Raw genomic sequence first — 17,761 nt, 5'->3', positions numbered from 1 at the left:
TTATAATATGAACAATGGTGATGGTTGAAATGAGCATTCGTTTGTATTCCTTTAGTGGTGTTTAGGAAGAGAATGTTCATTTGTTTTAAAAAACTTATTTTTATTGAATTATTTTTGTGATATTATGAGCGAACTTAAAGAATTAATGGAAAAATTTATTGAACTTGATGAAGATTTAGAAGAAAAAATAGAAGCGTATCTTGAAACCGCTGATGAAATCGATGAGAAATTCGACAAAGAAAACGAAGAACAGATTGATGAAATGGGCGAAATCTATCACGAAATCGAACACAAAGTTTTCAATGAAGAATTCATAATTGTCTTCAACCAATCCGGCGAAGAAAAAGAGGTTGTCGCTTTAATAATCAGTGATGAAGATGAAGAAAGCGAAGAATTTGTAATACCTGTTTTCACTGACGAAGAAGAGGCAAACACCGCCATTGCTGAATTTAAAGAACAATTCGGTGATATCGACTTTGAATGTGAGAAAAAAATCGGCAGTGAAATCATTGCTGACCACTCCGAAGATGAAGATTTCATTGGACTGGCTGTCAATGCACCTCAATGGGACTTTGTAATAGCCAGTGAAGATGTCCACGACTGCTGTGAATAAATATGAAACTTGAAGATTACCAGGACTATCAGGAAAAGAATGTGAAGGCTTCCAAAAGCCAGCTGAAGGAGTATATCCAGATATATGCAGATATGGTCAAAAAGCTCAAAAGCGAAGAGGCAATGGAGCTTGAGCCTGTAAAAAAGAATATCAAGGAAACATATCCGACCGAAATCTACTTTACACTTATCGATGAGGCCGGAAAATATGTCAAGCTTACCCTGAGCGATGCAAGTAAGGAATATATAATTCCAATCTTTACTGACATGAGGGAATATGCTGTGGGAAGCGCAAAGATTTCCACATTATTTCTGGACAAGCTTGACTTGAAGGTGATTTCTCCCGAAGACATTGCCGAACTGGCCGAAAATGATGAGGATTTCCAGGGATTTGTAGTCAATCCCCACTCACAGAACTTCAACTTTGATAGGAACGGTGATTTCTGATGTATATATGTCCGACAATAGGCGAGGATCATGAAAAGGACTTTTTAGTTACAGGATCCTTGGATGACTTTAAAATCATTGTCTTTTCCGATTTGGATGAATACGAAAAGGGTTTTGAATATCTGGAATTGGTCGACTATAATCCCACTGAAGTTTCAGATGAACTGTTTATGGAACTTGCAAAAAATGATGATTCATTCAGCGGCCTGATTTTGGATATTCATTCAAAAAATAAGATAATAACAAAAGAAGAATTACTCTTCTAATCTTTTTTTATTATTATCAATTAGATTAACCTTAATAATTCTCTCTCAATAATTCTATAGATAAGTAAATTACTAGAATTATTAATCATATAAAGCAACCATTAAACCATAAAGTTTTCCACTACATTTAGGGCATTCACATTCATTCTCTGTGATTAATGGAATGTGTTTACCACATTTAGGGCATTCACTATGTGTTTTATCTTTAGATCCAATAGCATCTTTCAACACCGAACTGATTGTCCTATAAGGATATTTTTCATCTAATACTTCTTTAAAATCTTCTTCGTCTTGTTCAAGGGCAGTTTTTATTTCTTTCACATAAGATTCATTTTCATTATAATAAAAATGCACTTCAGAAGAACAATCCGGACAAAATGAAAGAATAATCTTTCCTCTTATTTTAGAACCATACCCCATATCAAATGTTAACATACCTGATGCATGCTCCACTACACAGTTAGTTTCTTCATCCACAAAATAGTTTAAATCACGATCACTAATACTAAAACCACATTTTTCACATACATACTTAGTTATAGCACCCATATCTATCACCTTAAATATCATTCAGTATTATGAATATTATATTATTCTCAAGCATTGTCAAAATAGTTCATATTAACCTCATACAAAAAATTACTTGACAGGGGAGTTTTCAGGTCCATCTAATAGTACACTATATCCTCTGTGTGGATTAGCTGATTGCAAATCTTGTTTTCTCCATTCAGTATAAGCTTCTCTGTCGTTAGGGTCTCCAGTATATTCAGTTCTCGGTGGTTTTGATGATTGATAATAATCACTACTTGCATAATATGATTCACTGACAGTTTCTTTGACTTCTTCTTTAATGGTTAATTTCTGTGTTGTATTGTTTCCAGTGTAGTTTTCATTTCCACCATAAGTAACATTGACATTGTATTTGCCTTTCTTTAAATCAAGATCTAATTTTGCATTACCTTTTGAATTGGTTTTAACAACCTCATCAACGACAACTTTGCCCTTTTTGTTAGTTATTGTGACGTTTACTATTTCCTTTGAAATTGGGGTCTTGTTTAAATCAGTCAATTTTATAGATAATTCTCCACCTTCATACTGCTCCTTATCACTTGTAATTTTAATTTTTGTCGGTTCTTTAGCATGAGGGTTAAATAATAAAAATCCGATAACTGCTGCAAGAATGACAATTATTACAAGCAATATTATAATTATGTTTTTGTTTTCCATATCATCCCTCAGAATAGATTAATTCAACAATATATAATGTTGTGTCAATCATATGTATATAATAATTCCTAATTACTAAACAAAAAAATTAGATTCACAGAAAGTGTAAAATCAAAATAAGAGATAAATTATGAATTTAAATCAAAGAATATCAAGCAATATTAACAAATTAATGGTTTTTCGAAAGATAAAAAATAAAAAAAGAGTTGTGATTCAGAGGATATTAATCTTAATCTGCTTCAAAATAGAATGATTACTCGTCCAGTTCCTCTTCCTCATCTTCATCAACATTTGCCTGTTGATAATACTTGTATCTGTAAGACATCTTAAAACCAGAGATGACTTCCCTTTTTGGCCTTCTTTTACGTTTTATGTTAGGGCCGTTCATTTCCTTGAATTTTTCCTGATGAGGCTTGACCAGGTTCTTGTTTTCCCGCTTGTACTGAGAAATCCTGTGCCTTGAGTGTGGCGCCCTATACATTCTTTTTCTAAGCAGCCTTCTGCTGGTCGTTACACGTCTTATCACTTAAATCACTTATCTTCTGTTTAAGTTTTTAGTGGCGGATTTATCGAGAGTAGCTTGGATTTCATCGATTCTCTCAACTACAACTTTAATGGCTTGTTCACCTTGACGGGTAGGGTTGATACCTTGTTCAACAAGCAGTGCATCCCTTATATCTCTTAATCTGTCAATTGAATCAATTTTCATTATTGTACTGTAAAACATGGTTTTCCTCCAATATAATATTTAATATAAATTTTATTATTAAAATAGATTTTTGTCGAAAAAAACATATGGCCTGAACTGATATTATTAATTATGTTTGAAAAACAGCAAGTAATCTATCTGGCCGGAGGGTGCTTTTGGGGTGTTGAGGCATTCATTTCCAGACTGAAGGGCGTCAACAATACCGAAGTGGGCTATGCCAACGGACGTGATCTGGCACCGACCTATGAGAAGGTGTGCACAGGTAGAACCGGACATACGGAAACCGTAAAGGCAACATACAACCCTAAAATCATCCCGTTGGAGGAGATTCTGGAGAGCTTCTTTAAAATCATTGACCCATATTCACTGAATCGCCAGGGTGCAGACATCGGAACTCAATACAGAACAGGCATCTATTGGCAGGAGGATTCACAAAGGGATACCGTCATCAACTTTTTAAGGGAAAAACAGAAACTTGCTCCTGAAAGGATTGTTGTCGAGGCCCGTGCAATCAGCAGTTTCTATCCTGCCGAGGATTATCATCAGAAGTATCTTGAAAGGAATCCGCAGGGATATTGTCATGTCGATTTAAATTTGATAGAGGATGAAGAATTCGACCACTTGTCAAAGGAAGAGTATGAAATAACACAGCTTTCTATGACAGAACGCCCTTATAGTGGAAAATATGACAACTTTTTTGAAGATGTGTATGTGGACGTAGTAGATGGTGAAGTTCTCTTCTCTTCACAGGACAAGTTCGACTCAGGATGCGGATGGCCTGCATTTTCAAAGCCTATTTCAGAAGACGTGATTAAAAGGCACAGGGATTTCTCGCACGGAACAACACGCATAGAGGTTAGAAGCGCAAAGTCAAACTCACACCTGGGACACCTCTTTCATGACGGACCGGGAGGATCTCCGCGTTATTGCATAAACTCAGCGGCTTTGAGATTCATACCAAAAGATGAATTGAATGACTACCTTAAAGACAAATGCCCTTAAATATTTAAAAAAATATAATATAAGACAATGAAAATTGAAGAAATAAATCATCCGGAACTTAAGAACTACATTAACCTGGCATATATGCAGGGTGAAAACGGAAATCAGGAAGCTGTCCTGAAAATAGAAGAGGACATGAAGGGATACATTAAGGATAATGTTTTCATAATATCCACTGAGGACAACAAACCTGTCAAAATACCTTACGGCAATGACGGCGATTATATAGTTCCTATCTTTACAGACAAAAGGGAATATGATATGGGCATGCAGTATTTCTCATTGAATGAGATGGCCGAAAACAAGGATTATATCATTGAAAAAACAGATTACTTTAAAAAATTAAAAGAAGATCCTAATTTCTTAGGATTTCTGGTAAATATAAGCAGTGTAAGCTATATAATCAACACTAGCTTACTCTAAAAACTCTTTTTTTATATCTTCAACTATTTCAACAAACCTTTTTGACACTTCATCATCAGGGTCAAGCACTGAAATGGTTGCATCTTTAGTAGGAGATTCAGCAACGCTTTCCTTAATAGGCAAGTCTCCAAGATATGTGATTTCCATTTCATCAGCGAATGTCTTACCGTTTCCTTCACCGAAAATATGGAGTTTTTCATCACAGTGAGGGCAGATGTAGTATGCCATGTTCTCGATAAGGCCGATATTTTTGATGTTCATCATTTCGACCATCTTTACACATTTGAGCACATCTTCCTGTGATACGACATTCGGTGTGGTAACCATCAATACCAAATCGGTTTCAGGAATTGACTGAAGCACGGTCAAAGGTTCATCACCTGTGCCCGGTGGGTTGTCGATGACCAAAAAGTCAAGTTGGCCCCAGTGTGCGTCACTGATCAATTGCTTGATTGCACCGGTTTTTTGAGGTCCTCTCCAGATGATTGGCCTGTCAAGACTGTCAATCAAAAATGCCATTGACATTACCTTCAATCCGCTTTCGGTTTCAACAGGGAAAATTGAATGCTGGTATTCCTTTTTCTTCTCTTCAATGAACTGACGTTGTTCCTCTTCAGGAAGGCTTGTGTCGAGGTCCTTTTCGACAAGCTCCTTAAAGACAGTGAACTGATATTGGTTGAACTGCTCTTCAAGCATTTCGATACCGAGCATCTTAGGAACGTTAGGACCGTGAATATCCGCATCAAGGATACCTGTCTTGTATCCCATTGCCTGCAATGTCTCAGCGATATTGGCTGCAACGGTGGATTTTCCAACTCCTCCTTTTCCACTCATTACGACAATCTTATGTTTGATTTGGCTTAAGTTCTTAGCCAATCTTATTTCCTGTTGCATCATTTGCATTTGTTGTTCTGGAGTCATTTGACCCCCATGACCGTGATGGCCATGTCCGTGACCATGTTCTGGCATAATTATCATCTCCAAAATAATTTTATTTAACTGAATTTTTTACTTACTTCCTCAACAGCGAGGATTAATGGGTCTGTAACCATTGATACAGGCGGTGCATAAGCAAATTCCATATTACTTAAATCAAAGCAGGTCAATCCTTCTGTAATAGCTAATGTCATTGTATCGATTCTTTCAGCCACTCTTTCTTCTGCTATGATTTGGCAGCCTATAATGGTTCCGTTTCCATCACAAATAACTTTGATGTCCATCGGCTTTGCATTAGGATAGTAGCGTGCTCTTGTAAGTGCCTGCACTTTCTGCACAACAGGCCTGATACGATTTTGCTGTGCAAAGCTTGTGGTATATCCCACTGCACCGAATTCAAGTTTTCCGACCTTTGAAACCATAGAGTTCAATACAGGATTGAATTTGGATTTTTTGCCGCAGATTGTACGGGCTAAGGTTTTTGATTCGCGAACCGCAGTGGTTCCCAATTGTGAAATGGTATTTGAACCTAAAATGAGGTCTTTTGACTCAACACAGTCCCCGACTGCATAAACGTCTTCAACTGAAGTTTCCATTCTGTCATTTACAAGTATGGCCCATCTTCCAATTTCACATCCTGCCATTCTTGCAAGATCCAATTCGGCCCTCACTCCGGTTGCCATGATTACCATATCGACATCATATATTTCCTCATCACCGAAGCATGCCTTTTCAACCTTGCCGTCACCAATCAGTTTTGTGATAGGTTTTCCTAAAACCACCTGGATTCCTTCCTGTTCCAGATATTTGACCAGAATGTCGGACATGTCCTTGTCAAGGGACCTTGGCACGATTTGAGGCAGCATTTCACTTAGGATAACATTCAATCCTTTTTTCTTTAATGCAAATGCAATTTCAATACCTATCAAACCAGCACCTGTGACAATAGCACTTTTAGCGCTTTCCATTGCTTTTTGAACCTTTATACCATCATCTATATTTCTGATTCTGTATACTCCGTCCAAGTCAACCCCCTGCATTGGAGGGACAAACGGATTTCCGCCGGTTGCAAGAACTAGCTTGTCATACTTTAAGACTGTATCTTTGCCGTTCTTTTCGTAAGTTACTGTTTTTTTATCGGAATCAACTGCTGTGACTTCCACTTCAGTAATGACTTCAATGTCCTTTTGCTTGTAATCTTCAGGAGTTCTCATGATAATATCATCAAATGATTCTATTTTGCCGGATAATACGTAAGGAATTGCACATGGTGAATATGCCACCTTATTATCTCTTGTGAGAACTGTTATTTCTATGTCTTTGTCGAGTTTACGAATATTTGAAGCTGTTGAGATTCCTCCAGCTCCTCCGCCTACTATTACTACTTTCATTATAACATCCACTCAATGATTTATAACAATTATATTTATTATCGAAAACATATAAAAAACTAACTATTAATAAGAATTTGGGTTAAAAAATGAGAGAAATTGAATTTAATTTAGATGAAAATCCTTTTATAGATTTTTTATCAGCTCGCTATGCAATGTCAGCAAGAATCAATGTCGAAAAGATGTGGAACTGGTGCCATGAAAATGACAAATCATTTTTCATAATGAGTCTGGGATGCCTTATGAATGCTGTAAACTCAGTTCCAGAATTAAAAAGAAGAATAATAGATGGAAAAGCTGTCGAATATGATTATCTTGATGGAGTATCTCCAATCATGGATGAAGGAAATGAAATCTATAAGGAAATGAGAGTTATGCCTCCACAGGAGTTCAGTGACATTCTGACCTGGCACGACTATGTAAAAGACATGTCTTCAGACATTCTCTCCGGAAAAAACGAAGGATTTTTTATTGAAATGGAAAAAAGGGATTTGACAAATATTGCAAACTTTTCCTGCATTCCATGGGTTGACTTTGACATGATCACCAACTGTGTTGTTGACGGAAATGCAATTCAACCTCTGATAACCTGGGGAAAAGTAAACAAGGACTTTGAAATGAGCGTTTCAATAACTGTTTCACACATCTTTGTAAACGGACGTGAACTGGCATGCTTTTATAAAAACGCTCAAAAGGAATTTGACAATATTGATTAAAGCCCTATGTTAGGGATTCTTTCATTAACATTTTGCCTATTCCATTTTCCGCCCATGCTTTTATAATAGTGATTGATTTGTTTTTTGTCTTTATTTGATATTTTAAAACTGTTTTTGACAATCAATCCCACTCCGCCATATTTGGACTTGAAATATTTCAAGGACACCCAGTCTGTAGGAACATTTCTGCATCCAACATCATAGCTACCGTATGAATTACTTACAAGAACCTTTTTACCATCCTTGCTAACATCTATTACAGAAACATAATGGTTTGGAAGGAATACTATCAATGCTGCACCTTTCTTCAACTGCTTTACGGCATTGTCATAAGAACTGCCATAATAGAAATATTGTGCGCTGAATCCTTCATTTTCCAAAATCTTCTTAAGGACAGGGATATTGATTCCACTAGTCACATGCCCCTTGATTTGGAAGTACTTTTCAGAATGGAAATTCTTTAGGACCTGACTGCAGACACTGCCTGAGGTAGGTCCGCAGGTATATCCTGTATTCTGAATGTCACGAACTTCAGAATAGGCATATGATTTTCCACTAAGAGAAACTGTGACTTTTTTTGGCCAGTAACTGTACTTATTCTTTTTGACAACCTTAGTCAATATTTCCCTTTCTATCACATTCCATTTATCACGTTTGATGATATGATAGACTTTTGAAACAGGCTTTGTTTTGAAAAATACATATTTTGACAATTTGCCGTACAGCATCAAACAGCATCTATCCCTTTTCATGACTTCACGATATTGTGATTTCTTGAGGGTGTATTTGGCATTCTTATATCCCATGATGAAATATTTGGTCATCCTATCAACATCAGGAACACCATTTTTTGTAGGAATGGACTTTTTAAATGGGTTTTTGGCATTCCCCTTGATGCATTTGATTATTTTGGATTTCTTAAGGTCGTCGAATATTACTGTAACCTTATACTTTTTAGGACTAACCTTAGGCTTGAAAACCAGATTGCCCTCAGCATCAGTCCTTTTTGTAAAGACCTTATTGCCTATTTTTATTTTGATTTTCTTATTAGCAATCAGCTTCAGGGGTCCGTGAAGATAAATCCTGAGATATCCGTTGCTGAGCAATATTGAGTTTCCAATATCTATTGAAACCGAATTTTCGATTTTGACCTTTATGATTTTGGAAAATGCATTATAGTCATCATCCCCATTATAGGAAACGTTAAGCAATACATATGACTTTGCCAGATCAATAGGAATCGAAAATTTGCCGGAAGTTGTTGTAGTTTTTTTGTAGCTTTTACCGTCTAATGTTATGACCACCTTTTTGCCAACTACTCCATGGCCATTCAAGTCGGTCAAATACATACTGTAACTATTTCCCTTCTTAATAAAATTGGAATATGTGGCAACAGTTAAATTCAATTTAGATTTCCCATCATCAGAAATTCCCAATTTATTATCACTTGAAGAACTATCTTCTGTATAAGTTAAAATATCATTTTCATCATTGGAAATTTCCTGAGAGGAATTGTCAATTGATATTGGAGCATCCTCACTTTCTGCCTGAACGATATCTGTTGTATTGTCATCAATTGCAGACACTGCACCAATGACTAAAAATAATATGAACAAAAAGAATACTAATTTAAATTTTTTCATAATAAAAAATTTTAATTTAATGTTATATAAAATTATAGTTTTCAGGGCTTTTGCCATTGAATAATTAACAATAAACTTATTCAGCCTTTCTTAACTGTGATTTTGGCTGATTTTGATAATGCAGTATAATAACCATTACCTGCATATTTAACTGTAGCAGTAAATGTGCCTTTCTTATTCAATTTGGTTATTTTAAAGGTAGCCCTACCATTTGAATTGGTTTTGGCTGTGTATGTCTTGCCGTTGACCTTAACTGTGACTTTGGTATTTTTCATGACCCTATAACGATTATCCTTTAGAATCATATAGAACTTTTTAACCTTTTCGCTTGCAAAATATTTCATGTTTGATACAATAATGAAAGGTTTTGCCTTTTTAACGGTTATTGTAGCGGAAGCTGATGACTTGAAGTATTTGCTGTTTCCGTTAAAAGTGACTGAGACCTTATGTGTACCCGGAGCGTAATTGGATGTGTCCAATAATACCTGACCGTTTTTGTTTGTAGTATATGTTTTTATAACACCGTCGACATTTACCTTTACCTGAGCATTTTTGATTATTGAACCGTCTGCATCATGCAGGTTTATAATAAGAGGATTGTTAATGCCATAGGTTGCGGTTACGCTTTTAACATAAAATGAAGATGCCTTTTTAATAGTTATATGGCTGGTGACCGGATCGGTATTATAGTTGCTGTCGTCCACACTAACCACCATGGTGAATTCTCCAAGGTCCAGGTCTACAAAACAGGTTCCTCCGCTTAAACATGGAGAAACAAATACGAGCTTATTATCTGAATCATATATTTTCACCAATGTTCTAATGTTGTTTATCATGTAGCTTTGGGAGTCTGACAATATTACTCTGATTTCTCCGCCGAAACCGTAAATCGCTTCAAAGTCTGAAACGGTCAATTTATATTTTGGAAGATTATCTGTTAATATACAATCTGTAAGGGATGTTCTGTAATGGGCTCCACCGGAAATTTCGGCTACATTGTTTGTGAAAATTGAACTGACAGCGGCACCGCTATACATAGCTCCACCGGTCTTTGCATGATTTTGAATGAATTCGCATAAAACTGCAGATCCTCCATAGATTGCACCGCCTTCATTGGCATAGTTATCTATAAAAATACAGTCATTAACGAAATTACCGTAAATCGCTCCACCGGTTGTTGCATGATTTTCCTCGAATTTGGAATTCAATGAATCCCCTTCACAAGCTCCTGCCCTATATGCAGAATTACCTATAAATAAACATTCTTCAGAATATCCTTTTATTGCTCCGCTTGAATCAGTTGCATAATTATCTATGAAAGTACAGTTTTTGGCGGAACTTCCATACATCGCTCCGCCTTCCTGAGCATGATTTCTTCTGAATTCACATCCATAAGCATAAATATTGTTTAATGCTCCACCTCTTTCACTTGCATAATTGTTAAAGAATATTGAATTTTCAACAGAATGAACATTTCCGGAAATGGCTCCTCCATGCTTTGCATGATTGTCCCAGAACTCGGAATTGTTTACATAAGATGCATAAACTGCTCCACCTTCATTTACTGCATAATTATTAATGAAGAGGCACTGGTTAGCAAAGCATCCTTCTCCAATTGCTCCTCCGAAAGTGGATGCATTATTAAAATTGAAATTACATTTGATTAAATTCGCCTTTGATGCGGCTCCAAATTTTAATGCAGAATTTCTATTGAATGTGCAATTATAAGCGGAACCCCCTTCCATTGCACCTGAACTAACAATAGCATAATTGGATGAGAATTGGCAATCTCTTGCATATGTATCATATATTGCACCACCGAATGATGCCTCATTTGACTCAAAACTACAGTTTTCAGCAGACCCCTTATATATTGCACCGCCATTCACTGCAGTATTGCCCTCAAATGTACAGTTCACTGCATAACCATTAAAGATAGCGCCACCAAAATTATCTGCCTTATTTGAAATAAATTTACAATCTATGACCGCATAGGAGTTTCCGGTTATTGCTCCTCCGTTCTGAGCATATCCATTTACAAACTTAACTCCATTTATAAAGACATTATCAGATATGATATTGAATATTCTTGCATTATGGGTAGCATTAATCATATGTTCATTACCGAAAATGTTAACGGACCTGTTAATCAGAATTCCATCCTTAAACTCGGAATCTGTATCATTATCAAATGTAAAATCATGATTTAAATATATATTAACGTCCTGATTGTCATTGATTACATGATTTAACTCAGCGAAATTATTTGCTGATGCATTCAGAACGACCCCATCATCAAAAATAGCAACATCATTGTCACAAGTTACATTGTCCTGTGCATTGACAGCTGAGATGGCAAATAAGCCAATTAACAACATTATAACAATAATCTTTTTATTTAACAACCATCTCAACTCCTATAATTATTAAATATATAACATATCTATATAAAATACTATATAAATATTTTAGTCTAAATCTTGATTTCATTAATGATTTTTTGCAGATATTTCTTTTTTAAAACTAGTTCGCGTTTATTTGCCAATTTTATGCTATTTGGCTGGGGCACTTTTTCACTTAATCTTGAAGCTCCCAAGTATCGGGTATCACCTTCCCTCAGCTTATGGGCTTCACCCTCATCAATGGCTTTTTTGATGATGTAGTAATCTTGAAATAGGATATCAAAATCGTTGCTCAGGTAATATATCTCCAAATCAGTTATGAGACCAGTTTCATCATGCCAAACTATCAATAACGCTTCCTTTTTGAACAGCTGTGAAAATGAAATCATGTTAAAATAATCTAAATCAGATATTTTAAGCTTATCTGAAGGATATCTCTTTCCGCATACTTTGGTTGAATACATCAGGGGTGCAATAAAAAAAGTTTCTGATTCATTTAAAGTCACATCATCAATATTTTTTCCAATTAATGCCTCAAATGAATCCATAATAATCAAACCAGTGTTGCTATCCAGTTTCGCCAATTGCACTTACTTTCAAATTCACCCAGTTTTTTTATCATAAAGCAGTCCGCCAACGAATATCAGATATTCAGGCAACTTGCCATCATGTGCGTAATGAATCTTTAATCCGAAAATATCCTCAACTGTCTGGTCGACATCAGCACCCAATGCCTCCAAAGGATATCTCATTTTAAACGGCATCTTACAATGCATTCCAAATTCCCTTGTGCACTTCATGCACAGATTGCATTTGCCCAAAAACAGTGCCTGTGAGTCCTCATTTTCCAGCACATAGATATCATTCATCAGTCTCGCCTTGAACCTTTCAAATCTCTTGAGAACATGATTCAATTCGATTTCTGAGAATGTATGCTCCAGCTCCTCTTCTGAAAATTCAATCTTGAATGCTACAATCTTGAGCTTGTTATATGAGTTCCACAGTTCATCGACATCAAAATCAAAAGGAGGATAACTCCAGTTATATCCAAGCATCTCCTGCTCTTCTATGCATAATTTGGAAAATTTTTCGAAGTCTACATAGTTTTTGTAGTACTCTTCGACATCAACGTCGGCAGTGAGTTTTTTAATCTCAGTCATGATTAATAATATAACAATTTAATTAAATAAAAGTTTCTAAAATGTTATCCGTCAAGGACACGGTTCAATCCTATTTTTTTATGATTGTAGTTAATGGATTTGTTAGTGTCATTGAGAGACTTTTTCAAGGTATTTACAATGGCATTCAGTAATTCATCATCAAACTCTATACATTGGTCGCCCCTGAATTCACAGATTTTGGAAATCTTCTCCTCCTCTAAAAAATCAAGGTATTCCCCCCAATCATAGTCGATTTCATCAATCAAAATCTTGAGGTCAAGCATTTTGTCATTGAGTCGTGACGCCTTTTTAAATGCTTTCAGTTCAATGTCTGACAATTCGTCCAATTCATCCCGACCATATTCATATATGTATGTTTTTTCACTCATCAAATCACCTTTTTGGTGTGAAGTAATCCTCATGTTTGTTTAGATAATAATTAATGTAAATGTAATTGAATATACATCCTATTGACATTCCGACGACCATTCCTATGTAAATACCGATGTCCGCAAGATCAAATGCGAATGCAAACAGTCCTGCAAAGAGAACCTCTAATATAAATGCCCTTAAAAATGTCAGGGCAAGTGATATGGTACCTTTTCCCATTGCCTGGAAAAGGTTTCCGGCCACAATACCAAAAGGCATCAATACTATAAAGAAGCACAGGATATGCAGGCAATCGATAACCCTTGCAGAGAGAACCGCCGCATCTGCAGAGTATGAGAATATGTATGACAACGGCTCGGCAAATACAAACAGGAATGCACAGATTATAACAGAAGATATCAATCCCAGCTTTACTCCATAATTCATGGCTGTTTTGAAGTTATTCAAGTTACGTGCTCCATAGGCAGCTCCTCCAACAGTCAATGCTGCCATACCAATACCTATCAGCGGAGCCATGCCCATTGCAACCAGCCTCCATGTGGCAGTATATGCCGCAACGGCAACTGTTCCCGAAAGCATTGTCAGCCAATAATTCATAAGGATTGAAACGAATGAAAGGATAAACTGCTCAAGACTTGCAGGAATTCCAACAACAAGAATGTCCTTGTATATTCCAAAATCCCTCTTGTATTCGCTCATCCTGACTTCCAGAAAGCTGTCCCTTTTATAAAACATCCAATAAATCATCAGGAACATCGGAAGTGTACCTGATAAAACAGTGGCAACTGCCGCACCTCCAACTCCAAGATTAAAGTAATAAATGAAAATAGGATCCAGAATCATGTTTATGACAGCTGTAAAAAGCAAAGGATAAGATGCTCGTCTGATTTCACCCTGTGACCTGAAGACAGCCGCCATCATAGCAGGAATAAATATTGAAAATATACCTCCGAGGACAATGGTTCCGTAGGTCATTGTCAAATCTATGATTTCTCCTGCTCCCATAATCAAAAGAAGGGGCTTTAGGATAATAAGCATGAAAACTGTTGCGATTACTGTCACGATTATGCTCAGCATTATCGAATGGATTGCACTGTTTCCCGCATTGTGATAGTCTTCAGCTCCGATGTATCTGGCAATCAGACTGTTTGAACCTGCACCCATACCGTTTGCAAATCCGACCATCGCCAAAAATAAAGGTGTTACAAAACCGACTGCCGCAAGAGCGTCCGGACCCAAACCGGATACCCATATCCCATCGATAATGTTATTCAGCATCATGAATAAGTTTGAAATAATGATAGGTAATGCCAACTTATTTATAGCTTTTTTCGGATGGTTTACGATTAAATCTATTTCTTCGGTCTTTTCCATTTGTTCACCTTACAATGTACTGACCAGGATTTAGGAAATCATCTAAAAAGTCCAGATCAACCTCATCAAGGTCAATGAACTCATAGGTATTGATAATGCTCTTCTTAAGATTTTTTCCAACTTTTATCAGCCCTATATGTTCAGCTGTTAAAATATATCTGATCATGTCAACTGCATCAACGAATTCCCTTTTCTGCATGTGCACCAGAAAATCGTCCTGAATATAGCAGTTTTCACGGCCATACTTAGCGACAAAATTCTCACATGCCTGTGTAATAAATACTTTAGGCCCAATATTCACACTAACATTGTTTAAATGTGAAGAAGCCATTTCCAGGAGGATAACGCAATAATCTGCTTCATCACTCCAATAGTCTGCCTTAAATACATTGAACTCCTCGCCATTCAGTTTCCTTTCCAATGCTTGGCAGGTCTTTCTAAGCTGAGGATGCAGTGTGTCCAGGGGAATTTCCGGAATTCTGAATTTGAATGCAATTAAATCACTGTTTCTTTTCTTGAATTCCTCTAATATGTCTTCCTTATTTAAATTTTTGTTTAATGGGTAAAAATAATCCTTCTTGTTATCTGAAAATATATAATTACGGGCTGACTGGATAAATTCCGCCATCTTATCCAATCTTAAAGCAGCGCCGACATTACGTTTCTTATCTGTAGGGTCAATGACTATCAACGGATTCCTGAATTTGTCTGAAGTGCCATAGTTTTCAATATCTATCACATGACCAAATTTCCAATTGATAGCAGCCTTCAATGTTTTTTCAAAATCACCATAATATATTATAAGCAATTCGCATAGATAACCGGCAAATCCTCCAACCTTAAACTCTGAGCCGTAAGTGCCTGTCATTGCCATAAATCTTTTCAGCAGCAGAACTTCATCCTGTTGGCTTTCACTTAATTTGGCCGTTACATAACGGGTGTGCAATATTGTCCTGTCAACAGCGGATTTCAACTGGTCTCCACTTTCGATTGCATAACATGGCACAATGTCAACCTCACATCCTTCGATATGGGTTGTCACATAAGGATGTGATGCATAATGATGTTGAGCTGTGACTCCAAACTCATCACAGCATTCATGGGCCAGCTCAAGACCCATTTTTTTTAGGTATTTCTTGTCGGTCCCCAATGGAAAAGCTATAAAGATATCAATATCTGATTTTCCCTTCAGTGCAGTATTTTTAGCAACGGACCCCACCAGATTTACGCTGGCATCAATACCCTTTTCATCACAGGCATTCTGTAGGAACTTCATTATACTGCCTGATACACCGCAAATATGCTTTTTTTCATCTTCAGTAGGTTTAATATCTTTTAGTATAGCTTCATAATCCATGTTATCATAATTCAAATATCTTCAAATCCTCATATATCGGTCCGGCAGGTGTCAGGGTTGACTTTTTAAGTGATACTTTTGTCACTTCCATATCGCCGATTTCAACATCACTGAACTCTTCTATAGTTGATTTTACTTTATTCTTGTTTTTAGCTGATTTCATACGTCCAATAGTCAAGTGTGTTGAGAACTTTTTGTCCTTATCAAATCCAAGGCGAACAAATTCCTTATCCAATTTGTCATGCATGTCCCTTATGATGGAATCCTCATCAATTCCAACCCATATTACATTGATGCGATTATTGTTTGGGAATGCGCCGCAGCCTTTGATTTTAATACTGAATGAGTCAAACTCATCCAGCACATTGGCGATTGCGTCTTCAAGCAAATTCAGACCCTCAGTATCAATGTCACCAAAGAATTTTAAGGTCAAATGTAGGTTAACTAAATCCACATACTTTATTCTGGCATCTGTTTTTTTGAATTCCCGAATGATTTTGTTTATTTTTGGTTTCAAATCATCATCCAAATCAATGGCTAGAAATGCTCTTATCTGTGACATCAAAAACACCTATTGCTCGATAATTGTTTCATCAATCGCTATTCCAAAGTGACGCGCATTTGATTCGATGTAAACTTTTACCTTATCCCCTGCCTTTACATCAGCCACGGATAAAGGACTGTCATTTTCATCAACAATTCTTATTGTTTCAGCATTTTGAAGCAGGGTTCTGATGATTTGCCCTTCATATTCAGCTTCAATTAGAATCAATGGCCTTCTTTCGATTTTGCTTCTTCCGACATATGCTGTTCTGGTTTCGCCTTTTGTATTGACGATTAAAACCTCATCTCCAGCCACAAGTTCAGACAGGTATCTTGTCTTGTTGCCTGGCACCATCACATAAGCCTGAACAGGTCCTGCATTTACCCTGAACGGACGTGATGCCACATATTCGCTTTCAAGACTTTCTGAGTGAACCAGAAACATTGATTTTGAATATGACCCGATGAGCATTCCTTCGCCCGGCTTCATCATGTCAGTTGTATCGACACATACACGGTCACCTGAACCCAATGGCTTTACATTGGTTACAGTGGCAATCTGGAGATCATATTTTGCCTGTGACGCTTCAACAACTTCCTGTGCAATCTTTTTGATTTGGTTGAAGTTATTGGCTTCAAAAATTATTCCATCTGTTCCGTGTTCCAGTGTTTCGAGCGCAACACGGGCGCCGTCAAGGTCACGAACTGCTGCAATAATTTCAACATCTACCTTCTGCAAGTCAGCTATGATGTTTTCAAGCGGAATGATTGTCCAGTCGGTTCCCACAAGTATGACATAGTCCACTATCTCTCCAAGTTTCACTGCCAATTGCTCATGTGCCTTATCAGTGATTACTACATATGCACATACTGTTTTTCCTTCGCTTTTTGCTTTTTTTGCATTTGCAATATCAACTGAATCCTTAAAGTCCTCATTCAACTCTATGAATCCATCGCCTTCACCATTTATTCCAACCAAATATATATCGGCATCATCACTATTGGATATTATTTTAACGTTTCCCAATTTTCTGATGTTTTCAATATCATCAAGGTCTAGAACGTGGTCGATTCCTGATTCCAATGCTGTGGTAATCATCTCTTTCTTGTCTTCCCACACTTCGTCAGGTGTTGATATCCAAGCGAATTTGTTCTGCATTATT

The 17,761-nt window shown here is 36.7% G+C and carries 21 protein-coding genes; 6 read left to right on the top strand and 15 right to left on the bottom strand.

Annotated features, from left to right (window positions below):
* Window positions 1-124 precede the first annotated feature (124 nt).
* Genes ACJMML_RS07325 through ACJMML_RS07315 form a run of 3 tightly spaced genes read left to right on the top strand, consistent with a single transcriptional unit; the run spans window position 125 to window position 1,325 of the window.
* Entirely contained in the window at window positions 125-613 is a 489-nt protein-coding gene (locus ACJMML_RS07325) for a hypothetical protein (protein WP_405306680.1), read from the top strand.
* Window positions 614-615: 2 nt separating this feature from the next.
* Window positions 616-1,059, top strand: a complete 444-nt coding sequence (locus tag ACJMML_RS07320; RefSeq protein ID WP_405306679.1) for a hypothetical protein — start codon at window positions 616-618, stop codon at window positions 1,057-1,059.
* Window positions 1,059-1,325: a hypothetical protein gene (locus ACJMML_RS07315; protein ID WP_405306678.1), complete on the top strand. Its 267-nt coding sequence runs from the start codon at window positions 1,059-1,061 to the stop codon at window positions 1,323-1,325. Before ACJMML_RS07320 ends, ACJMML_RS07315 begins: the two co-directional genes overlap by 1 nt.
* An 81-nt stretch (window positions 1,326-1,406) precedes the next feature.
* Here ACJMML_RS07315 and ACJMML_RS07310 read toward each other — a convergent pair whose 3' ends face one another.
* From ACJMML_RS07310 to ACJMML_RS07295, 4 genes are all read right to left on the bottom strand, one after another.
* Entirely contained in the window at window positions 1,407-1,874 is a 468-nt protein-coding gene (locus ACJMML_RS07310; RefSeq protein ID WP_405306677.1) for a hypothetical protein, read from the bottom strand.
* Between the two features lie 90 nt (window positions 1,875-1,964).
* Complete coding sequence (locus tag ACJMML_RS07305; protein WP_405306676.1) at window positions 1,965-2,552, bottom strand: hypothetical protein; 588 nt, start codon at window positions 2,550-2,552, stop codon at window positions 1,965-1,967.
* A gap of 253 nt (window positions 2,553-2,805) precedes the next feature.
* A complete protein-coding gene (locus ACJMML_RS07300) occupies window positions 2,806-3,078 on the bottom strand; it encodes a hypothetical protein (protein WP_405306675.1) in 273 nt (90 codons plus the stop codon).
* A 9-nt stretch (window positions 3,079-3,087) separates the two neighbouring features.
* Complete coding sequence (locus tag ACJMML_RS07295; RefSeq protein WP_292601247.1) at window positions 3,088-3,279, bottom strand: hypothetical protein; 192 nt, start codon at window positions 3,277-3,279, stop codon at window positions 3,088-3,090.
* A gap of 93 nt (window positions 3,280-3,372) precedes the next feature.
* On the opposite strand from ACJMML_RS07295, the gene msrA reads away from it, so the two are divergent.
* A complete protein-coding gene (gene msrA / locus ACJMML_RS07290; protein WP_405306674.1) occupies window positions 3,373-4,263 on the top strand; it encodes a peptide-methionine (S)-S-oxide reductase MsrA in 891 nt (296 codons plus the stop codon).
* Window positions 4,264-4,290: 27 nt separating this feature from the next.
* Window positions 4,291-4,686, top strand: coding sequence for a hypothetical protein (locus ACJMML_RS07285; RefSeq protein WP_405306673.1), 396 nt, complete (start codon window positions 4,291-4,293; stop codon window positions 4,684-4,686).
* On the opposite strand, the gene ACJMML_RS07280 is transcribed toward ACJMML_RS07285, so the two are convergent.
* Window positions 4,678-5,655: an Mrp/NBP35 family ATP-binding protein gene (locus ACJMML_RS07280; RefSeq protein ID WP_405306672.1), complete on the bottom strand. Its 978-nt coding sequence runs from the start codon at window positions 5,653-5,655 to the stop codon at window positions 4,678-4,680. The two genes, ACJMML_RS07285 and ACJMML_RS07280, sit on opposite strands and share 9 nt — an antisense overlap.
* A gap of 26 nt (window positions 5,656-5,681) precedes the next feature.
* Window positions 5,682-7,013, bottom strand: coding sequence for an FAD-dependent oxidoreductase (locus ACJMML_RS07275; RefSeq protein ID WP_405306671.1), 1,332 nt, complete (start codon window positions 7,011-7,013; stop codon window positions 5,682-5,684).
* Window positions 7,014-7,102: 89 nt separating this feature from the next.
* Between ACJMML_RS07275 and ACJMML_RS07270 the strand changes: the two genes are divergently transcribed.
* Window positions 7,103-7,729 (top strand): CatA-like O-acetyltransferase, encoded by a 627-nt coding sequence (locus ACJMML_RS07270; protein WP_405306670.1) that lies wholly within the window; start codon window positions 7,103-7,105, stop codon window positions 7,727-7,729.
* Here the strand turns inward: ACJMML_RS07270 and ACJMML_RS07265 are convergent.
* From ACJMML_RS07265 to ACJMML_RS07225, 9 genes are all read right to left on the bottom strand, one after another.
* Window positions 7,726-9,372, bottom strand: coding sequence for a hypothetical protein (locus ACJMML_RS07265; RefSeq protein WP_405306669.1), 1,647 nt, complete (start codon window positions 9,370-9,372; stop codon window positions 7,726-7,728). The two genes, ACJMML_RS07270 and ACJMML_RS07265, sit on opposite strands and share 4 nt — an antisense overlap.
* An 80-nt stretch (window positions 9,373-9,452) precedes the next feature.
* Window positions 9,453-11,750 carry an Ig-like domain-containing protein gene (locus ACJMML_RS07260; RefSeq protein ID WP_405306668.1) on the bottom strand — a complete coding sequence of 766 codons (2,298 nt, stop codon included), beginning with the start codon at window positions 11,748-11,750 and terminating at the stop codon, window positions 9,453-9,455.
* 95 nt (window positions 11,751-11,845) lie between these two features.
* Complete coding sequence (locus ACJMML_RS07255; protein WP_405306667.1) at window positions 11,846-12,364, bottom strand: hypothetical protein; 519 nt, start codon at window positions 12,362-12,364, stop codon at window positions 11,846-11,848.
* Between the two features lie 12 nt (window positions 12,365-12,376).
* The gene (locus ACJMML_RS07250; protein ID WP_405306666.1) at window positions 12,377-12,934 is read right to left on the bottom strand and encodes a DUF2284 domain-containing protein; all 558 of its coding nucleotides are present in this window, start codon (window positions 12,932-12,934) and stop codon (window positions 12,377-12,379) included.
* A 44-nt stretch (window positions 12,935-12,978) separates the two neighbouring features.
* The gene (locus tag ACJMML_RS07245; RefSeq protein WP_405306665.1) at window positions 12,979-13,323 is read right to left on the bottom strand and encodes a hypothetical protein; all 345 of its coding nucleotides are present in this window, start codon (window positions 13,321-13,323) and stop codon (window positions 12,979-12,981) included.
* 4 nt (window positions 13,324-13,327) lie between these two features.
* Entirely contained in the window at window positions 13,328-14,698 is a 1,371-nt protein-coding gene (locus ACJMML_RS07240; RefSeq protein ID WP_405306663.1) for an MATE family efflux transporter, read from the bottom strand.
* A 4-nt stretch (window positions 14,699-14,702) separates the two neighbouring features.
* A complete protein-coding gene (gene cca, locus ACJMML_RS07235; RefSeq protein ID WP_405306662.1) occupies window positions 14,703-16,055 on the bottom strand; it encodes a CCA tRNA nucleotidyltransferase in 1,353 nt (450 codons plus the stop codon).
* 4 nt (window positions 16,056-16,059) lie between these two features.
* Window positions 16,060-16,617, bottom strand: coding sequence for an RNA 2',3'-cyclic phosphodiesterase (thpR, locus tag ACJMML_RS07230; protein WP_405306661.1), 558 nt, complete (start codon window positions 16,615-16,617; stop codon window positions 16,060-16,062).
* Between the two features lie 9 nt (window positions 16,618-16,626).
* Window positions 16,627-17,757, bottom strand: coding sequence for a 3-dehydroquinate synthase II (locus tag ACJMML_RS07225; protein WP_405306660.1), 1,131 nt, complete (start codon window positions 17,755-17,757; stop codon window positions 16,627-16,629).
* Window positions 17,758-17,761: the final 4 nt, after the last annotated feature.

Origin of the sequence: Methanobrevibacter sp., from assembly GCF_045130115.1 — an archaeon.
Taxonomy (GTDB): Archaea; Methanobacteriota; Methanobacteria; order Methanobacteriales; family Methanobacteriaceae; genus Methanocatella.
Note: the sequence above shows the minus strand (reverse complement) of the source record. Positions and strands in the feature narration are given on the sequence as shown.